20 protein-coding genes are annotated in these 12,753 nt (G+C 51.7%); all 20 read right to left on the bottom strand.

Annotated features, from left to right (window positions below; translation table 11 throughout):
* Positions 1 to 104 precede the first annotated feature (104 nt).
* Positions 105 to 713: a DUF3383 family protein gene (locus tag ACMV5H_RS24035; protein ID WP_414822630.1), complete on the bottom strand. Its 609-nt coding sequence runs from the start codon at positions 711 to 713 to the stop codon at positions 105 to 107.
* Positions 714 to 1,241, bottom strand: a complete 528-nt coding sequence (locus tag ACMV5H_RS24030) for an LIC_12616 family protein (RefSeq protein ID WP_414822629.1) — start codon at positions 1,239 to 1,241, stop codon at positions 714 to 716.
* A complete protein-coding gene (locus ACMV5H_RS24025; RefSeq protein WP_414822628.1) occupies positions 1,238 to 1,609 on the bottom strand; it encodes a phage collar protein in 372 nt (123 codons plus the stop codon). The genes ACMV5H_RS24030 and ACMV5H_RS24025 overlap by 4 nt, the downstream gene beginning before the upstream one ends.
* Positions 1,609 to 2,079 (bottom strand): hypothetical protein, encoded by a 471-nt coding sequence (locus ACMV5H_RS24020; RefSeq protein WP_414822627.1) that lies wholly within the window; start codon positions 2,077 to 2,079, stop codon positions 1,609 to 1,611. Before ACMV5H_RS24020 ends, ACMV5H_RS24025 begins: the two co-directional genes overlap by 1 nt.
* Before the next feature lie 3 nt (positions 2,080 to 2,082).
* Positions 2,083 to 2,499 (bottom strand): DUF4054 domain-containing protein, encoded by a 417-nt coding sequence (locus tag ACMV5H_RS24015; protein ID WP_414822626.1) that lies wholly within the window; start codon positions 2,497 to 2,499, stop codon positions 2,083 to 2,085.
* Complete coding sequence (locus tag ACMV5H_RS24010; protein WP_414822625.1) at positions 2,499 to 2,930, bottom strand: hypothetical protein; 432 nt, start codon at positions 2,928 to 2,930, stop codon at positions 2,499 to 2,501. The genes ACMV5H_RS24015 and ACMV5H_RS24010 overlap by 1 nt, the downstream gene beginning before the upstream one ends.
* Positions 2,931 to 2,932: 2 nt before the next feature.
* Positions 2,933 to 3,952: a hypothetical protein gene (locus ACMV5H_RS24005; RefSeq protein WP_414822624.1), complete on the bottom strand. Its 1,020-nt coding sequence runs from the start codon at positions 3,950 to 3,952 to the stop codon at positions 2,933 to 2,935.
* Positions 3,953 to 4,026: 74 nt separating this feature from the next.
* Positions 4,027 to 4,509 (bottom strand): hypothetical protein, encoded by a 483-nt coding sequence (locus ACMV5H_RS24000; RefSeq protein WP_414822623.1) that lies wholly within the window; start codon positions 4,507 to 4,509, stop codon positions 4,027 to 4,029.
* Positions 4,510 to 4,524: 15 nt separating this feature from the next.
* Positions 4,525 to 5,910 carry a DUF2213 domain-containing protein gene (locus ACMV5H_RS23995; RefSeq protein WP_414822622.1) on the bottom strand — a complete coding sequence of 462 codons (1,386 nt, stop codon included), beginning with the start codon at positions 5,908 to 5,910 and terminating at the stop codon, positions 4,525 to 4,527.
* A gap of 10 nt (positions 5,911 to 5,920) precedes the next feature.
* Entirely contained in the window at positions 5,921 to 6,103 is a 183-nt protein-coding gene (locus tag ACMV5H_RS23990) for a hypothetical protein (RefSeq protein ID WP_414822621.1), read from the bottom strand.
* Positions 6,104 to 6,157: 54 nt separating this feature from the next.
* Positions 6,158 to 6,394 carry a hypothetical protein gene (locus tag ACMV5H_RS23985; protein WP_414822620.1) on the bottom strand — a complete coding sequence of 79 codons (237 nt, stop codon included), beginning with the start codon at positions 6,392 to 6,394 and terminating at the stop codon, positions 6,158 to 6,160.
* Positions 6,395 to 6,405: 11 nt separating this feature from the next.
* On the bottom strand, positions 6,406 to 6,612 hold the full coding sequence (locus ACMV5H_RS23980) for a hypothetical protein (protein ID WP_414822619.1): 207 nt from the start codon (positions 6,610 to 6,612) through the stop codon (positions 6,406 to 6,408).
* 40 nt (positions 6,613 to 6,652) lie between these two features.
* On the bottom strand, positions 6,653 to 6,880 hold the full coding sequence (locus ACMV5H_RS23975; RefSeq protein WP_414822618.1) for a hypothetical protein: 228 nt from the start codon (positions 6,878 to 6,880) through the stop codon (positions 6,653 to 6,655).
* Between the two features lie 28 nt (positions 6,881 to 6,908).
* Positions 6,909 to 7,259 carry a hypothetical protein gene (locus ACMV5H_RS23970; RefSeq protein ID WP_414822617.1) on the bottom strand — a complete coding sequence of 117 codons (351 nt, stop codon included), beginning with the start codon at positions 7,257 to 7,259 and terminating at the stop codon, positions 6,909 to 6,911.
* Positions 7,259 to 7,540 (bottom strand): hypothetical protein, encoded by a 282-nt coding sequence (locus tag ACMV5H_RS23965; protein ID WP_414822616.1) that lies wholly within the window; start codon positions 7,538 to 7,540, stop codon positions 7,259 to 7,261. The genes ACMV5H_RS23970 and ACMV5H_RS23965 overlap by 1 nt, the downstream gene beginning before the upstream one ends.
* A 411-nt stretch (positions 7,541 to 7,951) precedes the next feature.
* A complete protein-coding gene (locus ACMV5H_RS23960) occupies positions 7,952 to 8,665 on the bottom strand; it encodes a phage minor head protein (protein ID WP_414822615.1) in 714 nt (237 codons plus the stop codon).
* Positions 8,666 to 8,669: 4 nt separating this feature from the next.
* Positions 8,670 to 10,214 (bottom strand): DUF1073 domain-containing protein, encoded by a 1,545-nt coding sequence (locus tag ACMV5H_RS23955; protein ID WP_414822614.1) that lies wholly within the window; start codon positions 10,212 to 10,214, stop codon positions 8,670 to 8,672.
* 7 nt (positions 10,215 to 10,221) lie between these two features.
* Positions 10,222 to 11,739 (bottom strand): DNA-packaging protein, encoded by a 1,518-nt coding sequence (locus tag ACMV5H_RS23950; protein WP_414822613.1) that lies wholly within the window; start codon positions 11,737 to 11,739, stop codon positions 10,222 to 10,224.
* On the bottom strand, positions 11,726 to 12,532 hold the full coding sequence (locus ACMV5H_RS23945) for a terminase small subunit (protein ID WP_414822612.1): 807 nt from the start codon (positions 12,530 to 12,532) through the stop codon (positions 11,726 to 11,728). The genes ACMV5H_RS23950 and ACMV5H_RS23945 overlap by 14 nt, the downstream gene beginning before the upstream one ends.
* A 139-nt stretch (positions 12,533 to 12,671) precedes the next feature.
* On the bottom strand, positions 12,672 to 12,753 hold an 82-nt coding region (locus tag ACMV5H_RS23940), incomplete at its 5' end, for a hypothetical protein (RefSeq protein ID WP_414822631.1).

The following is a 12,753-nucleotide window of genomic DNA, read 5'->3' as shown; positions in this document are numbered from 1 at the left end:
TATAGAGATTGACCTGCTTGTCGTTAAGCGCCACAACCTCTCCATTAGTTGGGAAATCGGACGCTTAGCTTACAAATCGGCCAAAGTAATTGACGCGACAGAGGTCAGAGTAATTGTCGCCTAATAGCCGCGCCATCAACCTCACGCAGTCTCAAGCCAGGGGCCAGCGTTCCGCCTGCAAATGTGATGGTGCTGTCTTGGCCGTCAGTAGCCGAGGAAATCACGAAGGCCTTGACGATAGAGTCCCAAGCGACATTCACGCTTGTGCCAATGCCGGTCTTAATCAGCGTGGCCGCATTATCAAAGCTGGTTGCAGCGCTCAGAGAAATGCTGGTAGAGGTCACCTGAGTACCGTCAACGGTAAGGATAATAGTCCCGGTCAGCAATTTCAGTTGCGCAAGGGTTACATCACCCATTGAAGCCGACCGCAGGAATGCCGGAACGTCATCAGTATTGAATTTAGAGAACAGGAGTGAGCCAGGTTGCTTGGTCGATCCCTTGTAGCCAGAGAAGTAGATGGAGGCCATCGCCATTTCTTGCGATGCGCTGCCGAAATACTTACCGACATCTTCGTCAGAGGTGAAACTTAAAACCGACCCAACCGGCGCATAAGTGCTATCGGTCAAAATCAGTCCGTTCAAATCAAGTGCCGTGCCGCCCGCAGAGAGCACACCCGGATTGATTTTCACGTCTTTTGTAATAGGAATTGCCATTTATGCATTCTCCGGTGGGAATTTTGCATCGACCTCGACAAGGCCGACATTTATGTTGTCCATGAATTGCATTGGTACACTGACAACCGGGTTGAATTGGAAATAAAGGTCTGCAGTCCAACGGCTCTCATAGAGTTGTTCGCCGTTGATCATCGTGGTGTTATGCGGCTCACCGGCATAGAGCGGCTTGATTGGGCTTCCGGCTAGATAAGTGCATGCATACTCGCTGCGCATCAGCGTTGCGATTGTGTTTGCTACGTCTTTTGCCCTTTCGCCATAACAGTCAATTTGCACTCCCCACCTGACAGACCGGGCGATATCTTCAGTGCCAACGCTTGGCGTGTCGGTGTAGGAGTTTCGGTTTGTAGATAGGGCGACATCGGTGATGCTGGTCATCATGATGAAATCGCGCTTTGACATCGGAACATCATTCACTTGCGCCTGATTGATATCCCACCCGGTCACAGATGTTAAAAAACCGCCCAGGGCGGCCATCAGGTCATCTTCTGTTACGCTTGTGGTAATCATGTCGGCACCTGCAGGTTAATGACAAATTTGCACCAATCTGGCCAGGTCTCGATCACTTGAACTACCTTCCACTCCTCGCCATTCAGCAGCATGTAATCACCGCCTTTTTCGTGTGGCCGGTTAACTCCGTTGAAATCACCCTCGGCATAAACCGATCTTACAATCCCCTGGATATTCAGGCCGTCGATGTGTTGCAGGTCTGAATTCGTGAGGGCTTGTATTTGGGCTGAAATGGCGAACGGCGGGTGAAATGCCGGGACTTGTTTAAACGCTGCGTCTTTGGTGTAACCGTTGCTGATTTTCATCTGGGCGGGAACGAATGGGTTAACGCTGCCGATCGCACCGCTGACAATTCCGTGAAGATTCACTATTCCCCCTTGATGATCTCGTAGTCGATGGCTCGCTGATAGCTGCCAGAGTCAATGAGGGTGGTGCTTGCATCGGCCCGGCCCTTCCTCTTTTTGGCTTCTACCGTGGATGGGGCGTTTTCTGGCTGGATGTTGCTGCCAATTGAGTCCCTGATATCCTGCACCATCACCAGACCAAGCTGATTGAATGCCTTATCAACCGCCCCGGCATCTTCAGCAATGTTGCTCACCCCTGATGCCAATTGACTGGCCCAGTCTCCCGTCTTTTCCGCAACCGCATTCCTGATTGCCGGGCGGGCTGGGATTGTTAGGGTGCCGTATTCGTTAGCCGCGGCATATGGAGCAATTAACTCGCCAGTATCTTCGTTTGTGGCACCCGCAAGGACGCCGACATTCATCGTGATACTTGGGACATCAGAAAGCGCGGCAAGCACCTTCAGCAGCGCATCACCACCAGAGATCGAAGCCATAGGTTATCCCCAAGGATGGAAGTAGCGCTTGGCAACGTAACGACCGCCAACAACGTATTTACGTGTTGCCTGCCAATACATCTGCCCGCACGGAGTGGCCTTAAACCACGAGGATGAAGCTGCATCTGGAACAGCAAACGAGACACTCACTGACCCTTCAGACGCGCTGGACGTTGGCCCTGCCTGCCCATTAATGCCCCACACCGCCACGGTGGCTATATGGCACGTCAGGAGGTAGAGCAGCGTCTTGCGCTCATTAACGCCGTTGTCCGGGTCGTAAGGGACAATCGAACCTTCGGAGTTATCAAGCACCAGGCAGGCAACATCAAACGCGTTTTGCAATTGCGCCGGGGAAAGAACCCCAGCGAACCGAGGGTAGATAGCAAGGAATTCGTCACTGTCAAAAGTGACAATCGCCATTATGCAGCCTCACCAGCCGGGACTTCTTCGGTTTTGATTGTCTTGTCGTTTTTGGTATCGACAGGCTCACGACCGTGCTTGACGCCGCGATTATCGGCGGCATTGTCGTCTGCACTTGCGGCATCCGCCTGATGAACAAGCGTACCTTTGCGAACCAGGTCACCGACAAGATCCGGATACATGGCGAGAACTTCTTCCCAGTCAGCGGCAGGTACGACGGTCTTACCAAACCCGCAGGTCAAAGTGCCCTTTTCCAGCCCGCGCAGACGGAAGTCACTGCCGTACAAGGCGACTTTTTTACCTTTGGAGATATCAAACACAATCCCGTGAGGGTGCTTCAATCGAACGTGAACTGAATCGGACATGTTTTTGTTTCCTTGAGAAAGAGAAACAGCCTCCTCAGAGGCTGTGGTTTTACGTAGACGCGCCATAATTACATCCCAGTCATTTGAGCGACCGCTGCTGGCACCTTAATAACGCCACCATAGGTCGTACCGGTGACCTTCTGAGCGAAGGAGGAAAGCGAAGGAACGATGCGGCCCATGCGGATCTTTTCACCAAAGCCCAGCAGGCCGGTTTGGTTGCCCAGGATTTCAGGGGCGATCAGCATCATGGTTTCTACTGCGCCAGGCGCTGACGCGGCACCCAACTGAGGCAGGGAAATAAATTCCATGTTCGGGAAATACTCCGTCAGCATCGACATCACGGTTTTACCAAGCTGAGTTGGCTCGGCCAGCAGCCCGCGCAGCGCAGGAGAGCTTGCCAATTTCATGCGTGACTTCTCATCAACCAGGCCTTGCAGCTGATTGACCAACTGAGTGAACAGCTTGATCACATCGTTGTAGCGCGCGATGGCGTCTTTTCCAGACCACGCAGTCACGCCACCAACAGAGATCGGAGTGGTTGCCGCTGGCAGGTTAGGATCGTTCAACACGCCATAGATTTCTTTACCGGCAACGCCCAGCAAATAAAACCGGTTGGAGTCGATATCGATAGTGGTTGCTGCAGAACGCTGCTTAGCCGCCGCCAGGTTGATTTTGGCTTGCGCGGCCATGTCTTGCTCCAGGTCACCGTACTGGATGATTGTCTGGAAGCGATATTGCTCACGCGTGAACCATTCGGAGTTAACGCCTGCCACGCCGAACTGACCGAAGTCAGAATAGGCAGCGGTGCTACCGGTTACTTCATCGGCACGCCATTTGAAATACGGAGTAGTCCAGTCGCCGCGCTTCTCTTCGCTGTACAGCTCGCGAGCGTTGCGTGGTGCGGTCAGGATTTCAATGACCGTCGGGTCAATGTAGGCCAGCAACTCCGCAGGGATTGTGGTGTTTGCCTGGGTGATCAGCGCGGCGTCTTGAATAAGGCGCGGCATGTTGTCTTTGGTGATCCACTCGCGAGCGTTGCGGCCAAAATCAAAGCCGTATCGCTTGGCTTGTTCGAACGAAATATTCATTTTTTTCTCCATCCGCACGTGACAATGCCCACCGAGTTATTTCAGTGTCAGTTACGAGCGGATTATTTCAGTGTTTAGGCGGCGGGAGTCCAGTTGGAAATGAAGGCTAAGCCATCTTCTTCCCGAACTTCTTTAACAACAAAGCCAGTCTCAACAGAACCGGCAACCGTTGCCCCTGCGGCGGCGTAAGTGATAACGCCGGTAGTGGTGTTGGCGAACGCTTTCTGCCCGATGGTCGGGGCGGTTGAAGTGTAAGCGGCGTAGAACTCACCAATCGTTGCTACGGTTACTGGCGTTTCGTCTGGAATAGCCAGAGTGCCGCCAGATGTCAGCGTGAAGTTGTAGTAATTGAGCAGGTGCTCAACGAAACCCGCCACAACAGAGCCTGAGGTTTTCACCTGATTTTCAGGGTCTGTGCCTTTGAACACGAACCGACCGACATACACAATGCCCTCTGCCAGCGGGTTGCGCGGCAGGTAGATAACTGGGTTGTGCGATGCTCGGTCACCGGCAACTGCACCGGAGTAATACAGATTTACTTGCTTTTGAAGGCCCATTGCATTGCCCCTTAATTAAATTTTGATGTTGCCGAGGCCTGCAAACTTGCCCTCGAAGGTGTCAGGAACAGCGTCTTGGGCAATGACTGGCTCTGATGGCTTGTTAGCCGCCAGCATGTCAACCATGCCCTTATACGCCGCTTTGTCGTACAGCTTGATGTTGACGCCTTTCTGCTTGAGAGCGTGGCCGTAAATATCTTCCGCGCTATCGAAGGCCATGACATCAACCTCGCCCACCAGACCGCGAACTTTACCGCCAGCCTCGTTAAGCGATTTGAAGTGTGCCTTGGACTCGGTCAGGGCTTGCGTGCGGATGGTATTTGCGTCCATCGCCGGAGTGGATCTTTCTTTCTCCAAACGTTCTTTCTCCAGGCGCTCGGTCTCGGCTTTTTCTTCTTCCGTCAGCTCATCACCAACTACAACGGTGAGAGCGGCCAGCATTTTTTCGAGCACTTCATCAGGAACCTTACCTTCGAGCATGGCGCGGATGCTTTCAGCGCTGTTTTCCTCGTCGTAAGTCATTTCATCGGCGTTATCGACAACAACCTCTTCCGGCTCGACAACTTCCTCAGCCGCCTCCATCAGTTCGGCCAACTCTTCCGGCTCGATCTCCATGTCTTGGGCAAGCTTATTGCCATACTGGCGCACCACAGCCCGCGCCAGGGTTGAAGGTTTTTTATAAGAACCGACCAACTTGGTCAGATCTGCAGGAGCAGCATCCATCGCAAGGAGCGGCTTTAGATAAGCGGCCAGCGTTGCACGCACTGCCACCTGTTTACGGTTAAGTTGCATTGTTTTTTGCACCTTTTTTGGTTTAGACGGCATTGCGTCGTGGACGTACACATCGGGGCCAGCCCGACCTTCTTTTACCAGCGCAACATGATTTCCCCGGATGTTTCGCATCACGAAGTCATAATGGACGCCGTTAAATTCACCCGGCGTGAAGTCGGGATCGAAAAAATAGCCGCAACTGATTTCTTTCAGCTTGTCGCTATTGATTTGCTCTATCGCCCAGGCGTCGGTGACGACCAAGGCGTTGTCAACATAAGGAGCATCCCATAGTGGAGAGGTGCCAATTGAACCAACACGGTGCTCTTTGAGCGGATTGGTTGCGCTGTCCTGTTTGTGGATGCATAGCAGCGGCATGCTGCTGAATGTGTCCTTGGCCTTCTCCAGCTCCTCACCCGACCGGTATCCGTAATAGATTCGGTCAGGGTCCAGGCCAAGTTCTTCACAGCCAGGGATTTCATAGCCGTAATACGGAGCCACTTGCTCTTTGGTGAGGTGAGTCTGGGAAACGTGAAGGTAGCCATTTTCATCAATCCGGCGACGGCTACCCTCGTCAAACGCGATCGCCCGGCCCGCCCAGTTACGGGTGGCTTTCTTTTTTTGCACTGCCATGATTTACCCGTTATTGAGTGTCTTTATGTAATGCCCTGACCAATGCTTTAGCCTGGCGGACATTTCCGCGACCTTGTGATTTGATGGCTTTGCACTTGCCAACCTGTTTCATGGTGGCCTCAATGTTGCCGCACTTAACAATCGTGACAGCAATATCGCCTAACCGATTTGATTCGAAATGAATGCCGCTCATTCTGGCCTCGCTAGGTAAATTTCAGGCATAAAAAAAGGCCGCCTGAGCGACCTGTTATTTGCGGTATGTTATTGATATTTTCTCTGGGTAACGTGGGAAATCTGGCGATCCTGCAAAACAGAGGATCTCCGCAGATATCCTTACCAGCCCGTCGCCGTCGGTGGTTACTTCGGTGATTAACGCCTCATCACTCTTTAGCTGCTCAAGGAAGCCCTCAAGTCTATTAATCAGTTCTTTCTTGTGCGCATCCATCTTAACCTCACCCCAGAGCCGGTGCTTTCTAATTGGCATAGCAACCTCACCTATTTGTTTTGCAATCTTGCATCTATAGCTTCATCTAAACTGATGAAGTTAATGTCAGGATAGGATTGCTTTACGACGCAAGGGAAGGCGTATAGTTGCACATAACCACCATCCCTGCCCTCTTGCCAGGCTTGGTCTTTTAGCCAGCGATAACGGGCGGCATCTTTTTCAAGCTGAAATTGCTCTTCGCTTTTATTGGTTTCCATAACAACCTCACCTTAGCGACCTTGATGTTATTAAATTAACTTAATCTAGCTTTCCGCCAGGCGAGCCAACGGCACCAGATGCAACACCACCACCTCCACCAAGAAATTCAGTGCCTGACACGTTTGCTGCAAACTTCATCCAATCAGAACCGCCATCAATCGTGATTTTGGCCTGCAAAACTGCGTGTGGAACCCCCCTTTCCTTAAGGACAGATGAGACGGCATCGGTTATTGCTTTGCTCAGCTCTTTTGATAAATCATTTTCCATAACAACCTCGCCTTAACGCAATTGATACCTATATCCCGCTAACGCTGGAATATTGCCACTTCCCGTCATCGTTACGCAGGCCAACATCAGTTATCTTCGCGGGCCCAGTGCCAACATCCAACCGGTAACCGATTGAGATTTCACGCGAGCGAACCATGTCAATTGCCCGGTTGCATGGATAATGCTTTCCAGCCACGCCAACTGTGGATGTGTTTTTCACCGATTCAAGCGTTTGTCTGGTGTTGTTAGCGACTGATGCCAGCATTAAGCTGATCGCTTCTATCACTTCTTCCGATGGCATAGGCTGTGTTATTCGGGGCAAAAACCGAGTTTTCTTATCAAGATGGAAGTCGTATGGGGTGCGCATGGGTTTCATCATCAATCCGCCATTCTGTAGTTAAATGAAAACTTGGTGCGGTAATCGCCATCGGGCGCGGAACTAAATGGGTAAAGCTCACAAAGCACAGTATCCCCATGCATTAACTTTCTTACCCCGGACTTATTATCGGTGATTGCTGTGCATTTCTTTATGTTCTCTTCGAAATCCACATTGCCAAAATGCCTTTCCATTGCAGCTTTGATGATTTCATTTTCTTTTGATACCAGGGAAGCTATAGCGTCATTCCTTTTCTGGTCTTCAATGCTGATAAATTTATTCATAACAACCTCGTCTAGTTGCTCGTCATGGTATCAGTGGCAGGCGGTGACGAAGCCGCTTTTCGGGAGCTACCCTAGCCACTGATGTTTGTGGTGTGGTGGCCGGTGCCGATCTCCGGCTCGGATGGTATTCGCTGGCATACTTTCAGCCACGTCCCAAGTCTCCTATTCCCATCCATCTGGCTATTACAGGTGCGCATCAGCCTGCGCATTCACCACATGTTCATTTTAACTGTTTTGCGGGTGCTAGGCACCTTCGTTGGATTGGATCTTCTTTAGCATAGAGTTGATATTGGCGTGATATAGGCGGACCATTTCTTTTCCGTGCTCATCATCGCCAAGCCCCTCTTCATCCAGGTACCCGCTAAAGTGTGCGAGGGCAACCTTAGAGTGGCAATCTCATGGCTCTCAATCTCAATTGTCATTGTTTTCTCCCGGCTTCGGTATTACAGGCCTGAAATCGCACTTGCAGTTTATCAGTTCGCCGGGGTGGACCTCCCTGCCTTCGTGCGGGTCATAGCAGCCCGCTGCCAGTTCGAATTTCTCACCGTTCATTTTTAAATGCGATTGCCGATAGGTTTTGCTGCCGCCTGCGCGGTGAACCCAAATACCATGGGTAATACCGGCAGATTTGCAGCGCTCCCTTGAGATGGCATTCGAGGCCTTGGCGTTCTGGTCCCGAGCGATAACTTTCGCCCGACGCTCAGTGATTCCATAACGCTTTTTCAGCTCCTCCTTGAGAAAGCCAACATCACGGCCATTCGTCACTGATTGCTGAACCAGCGTTTGCACCTGCGTGAGGTACTGCTCAGGAATGGACTTAATCAGCCCGACCTGAGTTTCGTACAGGCTATCAAGAACGGTCTGAACCTCGGGAGTGATCTGCATACTGACGGTCATCCCCTCGGCCCGAAGCTTATTGCTGACCGACCTGGATGTGTACGCATCCGAACGACGGACAAACCACAGCGCGATCGACTCGGCTTTCTTGTCGAACTTCTCGCGCCAGGTTGCCATCACAGAAATCAGTTTGCTGCTGAGTGCTTTCCCTGGTGAGGCGTCGCCTACAATCTCCGATTCCTGCTTACGGTACTCTGCGGATATCCAGTAATTGACGGACGTTGACATCTCGCTAATCAGTTCTTGCAGTTTCTCCCTGTACTGCTTCTCCAGTCCCGCGTTGGGGGATGTAGACTTGGCTGTTTTCGTCGCCCGAACCTTCGCCATTGATTATCTCCGGTTCTTCATCTGCATCTAAGCCAGCAAATGGCGTTTGAGGGTCCTCAGCCACAGCTTTCCTAACTTCCATCGGGTCAACGCTGCCAAGGTCAGCATAAATCTGCCGCGTTTGCGCTTTAACCAGTTGAATGTCTGCAACCGCCTTCTCATCCTCTTCGTTCAAGCCCACGAACTTAAACTTGACCGATTTATCAAGCTTGCCGAGCTTGACGATTTGGATGATGTCCAACGCCTTTTGAACTCCTTTGCGGAGAACCTTTTCCTGCTGTGAGGAAATGTGGTCGTTGTAGTTCTTGATGTCAGAGTCGCCCGTGTTAAATCCGGCCGGGGAAATCCCCATCAACTTAACTGCGGGGGTGCGGTTAATGGCGACGATAAACTCAAGCTGCTGGCGAACGATTTCGGTAACACCGGAGATCGGCGTCACGATGTTGACTATGTCCTCCAGTTCTTTATCAACCGCAAGGACGCCATCATTGGAACGGTAAGCGGCCATGTAGGCCAATCGACCATCAAGGCTACTGGTTCCATTTGGGTTGGTGAGAATGTCCTCCATATCGGTTTTTAGCACCGTCAGTGAGAACTTCTCAAGCAGCCGAGAAGAGGCCTGCCGAGCATCCTGGAAGTGGAGCACGTAGTCGTACAGTATCTGGGCTTGCGGAATGCCCATGAAGTTGTATGCCGGTTTCAGCATCACTGGCACTTCATTGCCGCAGATACGGATAAGGCGCGAAGAGTGAACCTGCTTACCCAGCACCCACCACGTTTCCGGGTTGAAGTAACGCGGACTCAGCGGGTTAAGGCTTTCGTAGTTGCCGGGGAAAATGTTAATCGGCTCAATGACCGTAAACCGTTTGAACCTCTGCAGCTCAGCCGATTTATCCGTTGTGTCGAGCGGGGTTAGCAACTGTTCATCAGTGGCCCCGGTATCGATATAAATCAGGCAACCGCCAAAATACCCATCAAACTCCGCTGCTTGATGGAAGATGCTGCGGACTTCGTAGTCCACCATCGCATCCTCAATTTCCTTTTTCTCATCGGAGCTTTCGCCATTGCCGTTTGTGTCGGCGGCCTCAATCTCGATCCACTCGCGGGTCATGTCATCAGCGACCGTCTCAACGCAAGCGCGGATCAGTCCGTTTTGCGTTAATGAGGACAGTGCTGCGTAGCCCATGAACGAAGGAGCCAAGCCTGGACCTTGCCCCATGTCAATCGCGTGTTGCAGTAATGTATATGCACCGGAATTATCGAAAGCATGGTCCATTGCTATCACCGCGTCTCTCGGAGCACCTAGCGTTTTGGCTGGACCATAGATTTTCTTAATTTCGGATGGAGTCATGATTTGGCTATACGTTTCTACCTTATCTCTCGCCGCCTGAGACAACGAGAATCTGCGCCGGGCGTCACCAGCCTGGCGTCTGTTTTTTCTTTTTGTCATGAGATTCTCAGCGAAGGCTACGACGAGCCGCTCTACGGGATACTGCCTGCTTGACAGTTTCGGGATTCATGTTGAGGCCTGATGATGATTGACTTAACTCAGTCAGAGCCCACACAGCGGCGTCCAGGCGGTCAGGCGATTTTTTGGCTGTTGCTGGAACGTATTCCAGGAACTGGTTTTCGACTTGGTACAGGTTTCCATGGTGTGCAACGCGGCCTTGCGAATAAAGCGCAGATATTGGCTCGGCTCGGGCAAACTTACCCTTGCTCGCATGAACGCGAATGATCCGCCCAGTGAAGCCAGCATTGCGAAGAGTTTCCTCCGCCATGTCTCCGCCCTGGTTGGTTTCGATGACAATGGCGTCGGCCTCATGCGTGGTGTAAGCGTCGATCGCTTTCGTTGCCCAGCCGTTCGGGCTGTACTTTCCGCTGTAGTCGCCATCAAGCGAATAAAGCCGCTCTTTGCCGCCACCGTACGCACTCGCTGCAACAATCCCGGTTTCATCGCTGTCTTCGCTATTGGTAGCTTGCGGGTCAATTGCAATTACAGTGCGACTGAGCGGCAAGTGGATGTCCAGGCTATGAGCTGCGGCAACCATCGCCTCATCCCATAGAGCACCCTCAGAGTTAAACCTGCGAGGCTTCTGCATGTACTGCGCTTCAGCGGTTCGGCGATGTGAGAACAGCGCAACCCGGTGCGATTCGTTATGCTTGAACGGCCATAGCCAGCCATCAGGCAAACCGTGGTCGATTGGTATCGCGTGGGTGTTGTCTGGATATTGCTCGGCGTAACTCTGACTGTTGTCGATAATCACCGGGAGATTTAGGTGATGCCATTTCTCTCCGGAGCCACCGCGCAACAGGTAACCACTGAGGTCGTGATAGTGGATGCGCTGCATGATGACTATCATCGGTGTCGTTTCGACGGCCAGGCGTGACTTGATGGTTTCGTTGAACCGGTTGTTTACGCCATCACGTACCGTTTCAGAGTAAGCGTCATCCGGCTTCACCGGATCATCGATAATCAATGCCCCCTGAAATCCAGGCTCCATGTGACCGGCACGAAAGCCAGTAACTTGCCCCGCAGCGGATGATGCGTAAACACCACCACCTTGTTCCGTCCACCACATCGCCTTGCTGTCTGAGTCATCGCGTAGTGTCATCGGCCACATGGCCTGATACAGCTTCGATTTGACGATAGCGCGAGCGGTTGATGAGTTGAGTAGTGCAAGGTTGTGTGAGTAAGACAAATGCATGAAGCGGGCGCGAGCATTAAGAGCAATGCCGCGGGCGATCATGTTGATGGTCGCCATCTCTGTCTTGGTGTAACCGGGTGGAACGTTAATTATCAGGCGTTGGATTTCACCACTTACCACCCTATCTAAAGTCTCCTGGATGACCTTGTGGTGAGGGGCGACAATCATTTTTCCGTTGGTGCGTTGCTTGAAGAAGTAGCGACTGAAATACAGACCGTCCTCTTCACATTCTATCTTGCGGGCGTAGTTCCGCTGCTCAACAGTCGTCATCCTCCAACATCTCCTGTCGAGCTGCTTTATATTCTTCTTTTGTCAGCGTGGTTATTGCGATATTGCCATTCAGATCGGTTTTCTTCGGTGCTTCCCAGCCCTGCAGTTCGCCAAGCTGCTTAATCGCCGCCTTCGGGTCATGAAGCTTTATCTTCAAGCCTTGCGGGCCAGCGGTTAACTCAGAGATTGCGGCCATGTCTTCCGGCCTAAGCAGAGAGGAATCCTTGAAGCTCCAAGTGGCCTGATAAACCGGCTTGCCTTCTTCGTCCTCTCCGACCTGTGAGTTGCGAAACTCCGCCAAGTCGAACAAAGATACTCGGCCTAACGATGAAAGCCGCTCAAGGGCTTCCTGCTTCGTCATAACGGCATCTGAGATGGCTTCTTTGTTCATTTCGTCAATGAAGGCTTTCACCTTAGGATTGGTTAGGATTTCGCTGGCACACGCACTAGCCGTCTCATCCTTCTTCGCCTTCCCGCCTGCTTGCTTGTATGCATCAATTTGGCTAAGCCCCTTCACAATGCCTAACGCAAACTTCTGCTGTAATTTGGTCAGGGCATCGAATAGGGCTGTTTGGTGTTCAGTTAGCTCCATATCGATTTTTGATGCGTCGCCTTCACCTTCGAATGACGCGATAAATGCTTTCTTAATGTTGCGACCAATATTCTCGGAGTAGCTGGCGTCAGCATCCGCACCTTGACTGCTAAGCACATTCCTCAGTGCTTCAGATGCACAGACTTGCACATACTCAGGCAGGTCCTGAAATTTCTTATCTAGCTCGATTTTATCTGTCATTTAGAATAATCCTCTGCCTATTGAAATGCAGTGCCGGGAAAACCCGACACCACACCATCGTTAAACCTATACAAAACTCTGTCAAAGCCACCTTATTGTAAGCGTCCAACGAAGGCCGTATTGACTAAGGTCGAGTAAGTTATTCTGTTGGCAGTGTTATACGCCACGGCAGTAGCTCACTGACCCGGTTTATCGGCCAGTCGGCAATCACATTCAGCACA

The organism is Serratia sp. N21D137 (genome assembly GCF_047530005.1).
Lineage (GTDB): Bacteria > Pseudomonadota > Gammaproteobacteria > Enterobacterales > Enterobacteriaceae > Chania > Chania fonticola_B.
This window is presented reverse-complemented; position numbering and strand designations above follow the sequence as displayed.

What these genes read in the sequence shown, in the direction of transcription:
- ACMV5H_RS24020 (WP_414822627.1), bottom strand. Translation starts at nt 2,079, where the DNA reads ATGGCTTCGATCTCTGGTGGTGATGCGCTGCTGAAGGTGCTTGCCGCG.
- ACMV5H_RS23970 (WP_414822617.1), bottom strand. Translation starts at nt 7,259, where the DNA reads ATGATGAAACCCATGCGCACCCCATACGACTTCCATCTTGATAAGAAA.
- ACMV5H_RS24010 (WP_414822625.1), bottom strand. Translation starts at nt 2,930, where the DNA reads ATGGCGCGTCTACGTAAAACCACAGCCTCTGAGGAGGCTGTTTCTCTT.
- ACMV5H_RS24000 (WP_414822623.1), bottom strand. Translation starts at nt 4,509, where the DNA reads ATGGGCCTTCAAAAGCAAGTAAATCTGTATTACTCCGGTGCAGTTGCC.
- ACMV5H_RS23960 (WP_414822615.1), bottom strand. Translation starts at nt 8,665, where the DNA reads ATGTCAACGTCCGTCAATTACTGGATATCCGCAGAGTACCGTAAGCAG.
- ACMV5H_RS23985 (WP_414822620.1), bottom strand. Translation starts at nt 6,394, where the DNA reads ATGCCAATTAGAAAGCACCGGCTCTGGGGTGAGGTTAAGATGGATGCG.
- ACMV5H_RS24035 (WP_414822630.1), bottom strand. Translation starts at nt 713, where the DNA reads ATGGCAATTCCTATTACAAAAGACGTGAAAATCAATCCGGGTGTGCTC.
- ACMV5H_RS23980 (WP_414822619.1), bottom strand. Translation starts at nt 6,612, where the DNA reads ATGGAAACCAATAAAAGCGAAGAGCAATTTCAGCTTGAAAAAGATGCC.
- ACMV5H_RS23950 (WP_414822613.1), bottom strand. Translation starts at nt 11,739, where the DNA reads ATGACGACTGTTGAGCAGCGGAACTACGCCCGCAAGATAGAATGTGAA.
- ACMV5H_RS23965 (WP_414822616.1), bottom strand. Translation starts at nt 7,540, where the DNA reads ATGAATAAATTTATCAGCATTGAAGACCAGAAAAGGAATGACGCTATA.
- ACMV5H_RS23995 (WP_414822622.1), bottom strand. Translation starts at nt 5,910, where the DNA reads ATGGCAGTGCAAAAAAAGAAAGCCACCCGTAACTGGGCGGGCCGGGCG.
- ACMV5H_RS24030 (WP_414822629.1), bottom strand. Translation starts at nt 1,241, where the DNA reads ATGATTACCACAAGCGTAACAGAAGATGACCTGATGGCCGCCCTGGGC.
- ACMV5H_RS24015 (WP_414822626.1), bottom strand. Translation starts at nt 2,499, where the DNA reads ATGGCGATTGTCACTTTTGACAGTGACGAATTCCTTGCTATCTACCCT.
- ACMV5H_RS23955 (WP_414822614.1), bottom strand. Translation starts at nt 10,214, where the DNA reads ATGACAAAAAGAAAAAACAGACGCCAGGCTGGTGACGCCCGGCGCAGA.
- ACMV5H_RS23990 (WP_414822621.1), bottom strand. Translation starts at nt 6,103, where the DNA reads ATGAGCGGCATTCATTTCGAATCAAATCGGTTAGGCGATATTGCTGTC.
- ACMV5H_RS23945 (WP_414822612.1), bottom strand. Translation starts at nt 12,532, where the DNA reads ATGACAGATAAAATCGAGCTAGATAAGAAATTTCAGGACCTGCCTGAG.
- ACMV5H_RS23975 (WP_414822618.1), bottom strand. Translation starts at nt 6,880, where the DNA reads ATGGAAAATGATTTATCAAAAGAGCTGAGCAAAGCAATAACCGATGCC.
- ACMV5H_RS24005 (WP_414822624.1), bottom strand. Translation starts at nt 3,952, where the DNA reads ATGAATATTTCGTTCGAACAAGCCAAGCGATACGGCTTTGATTTTGGC.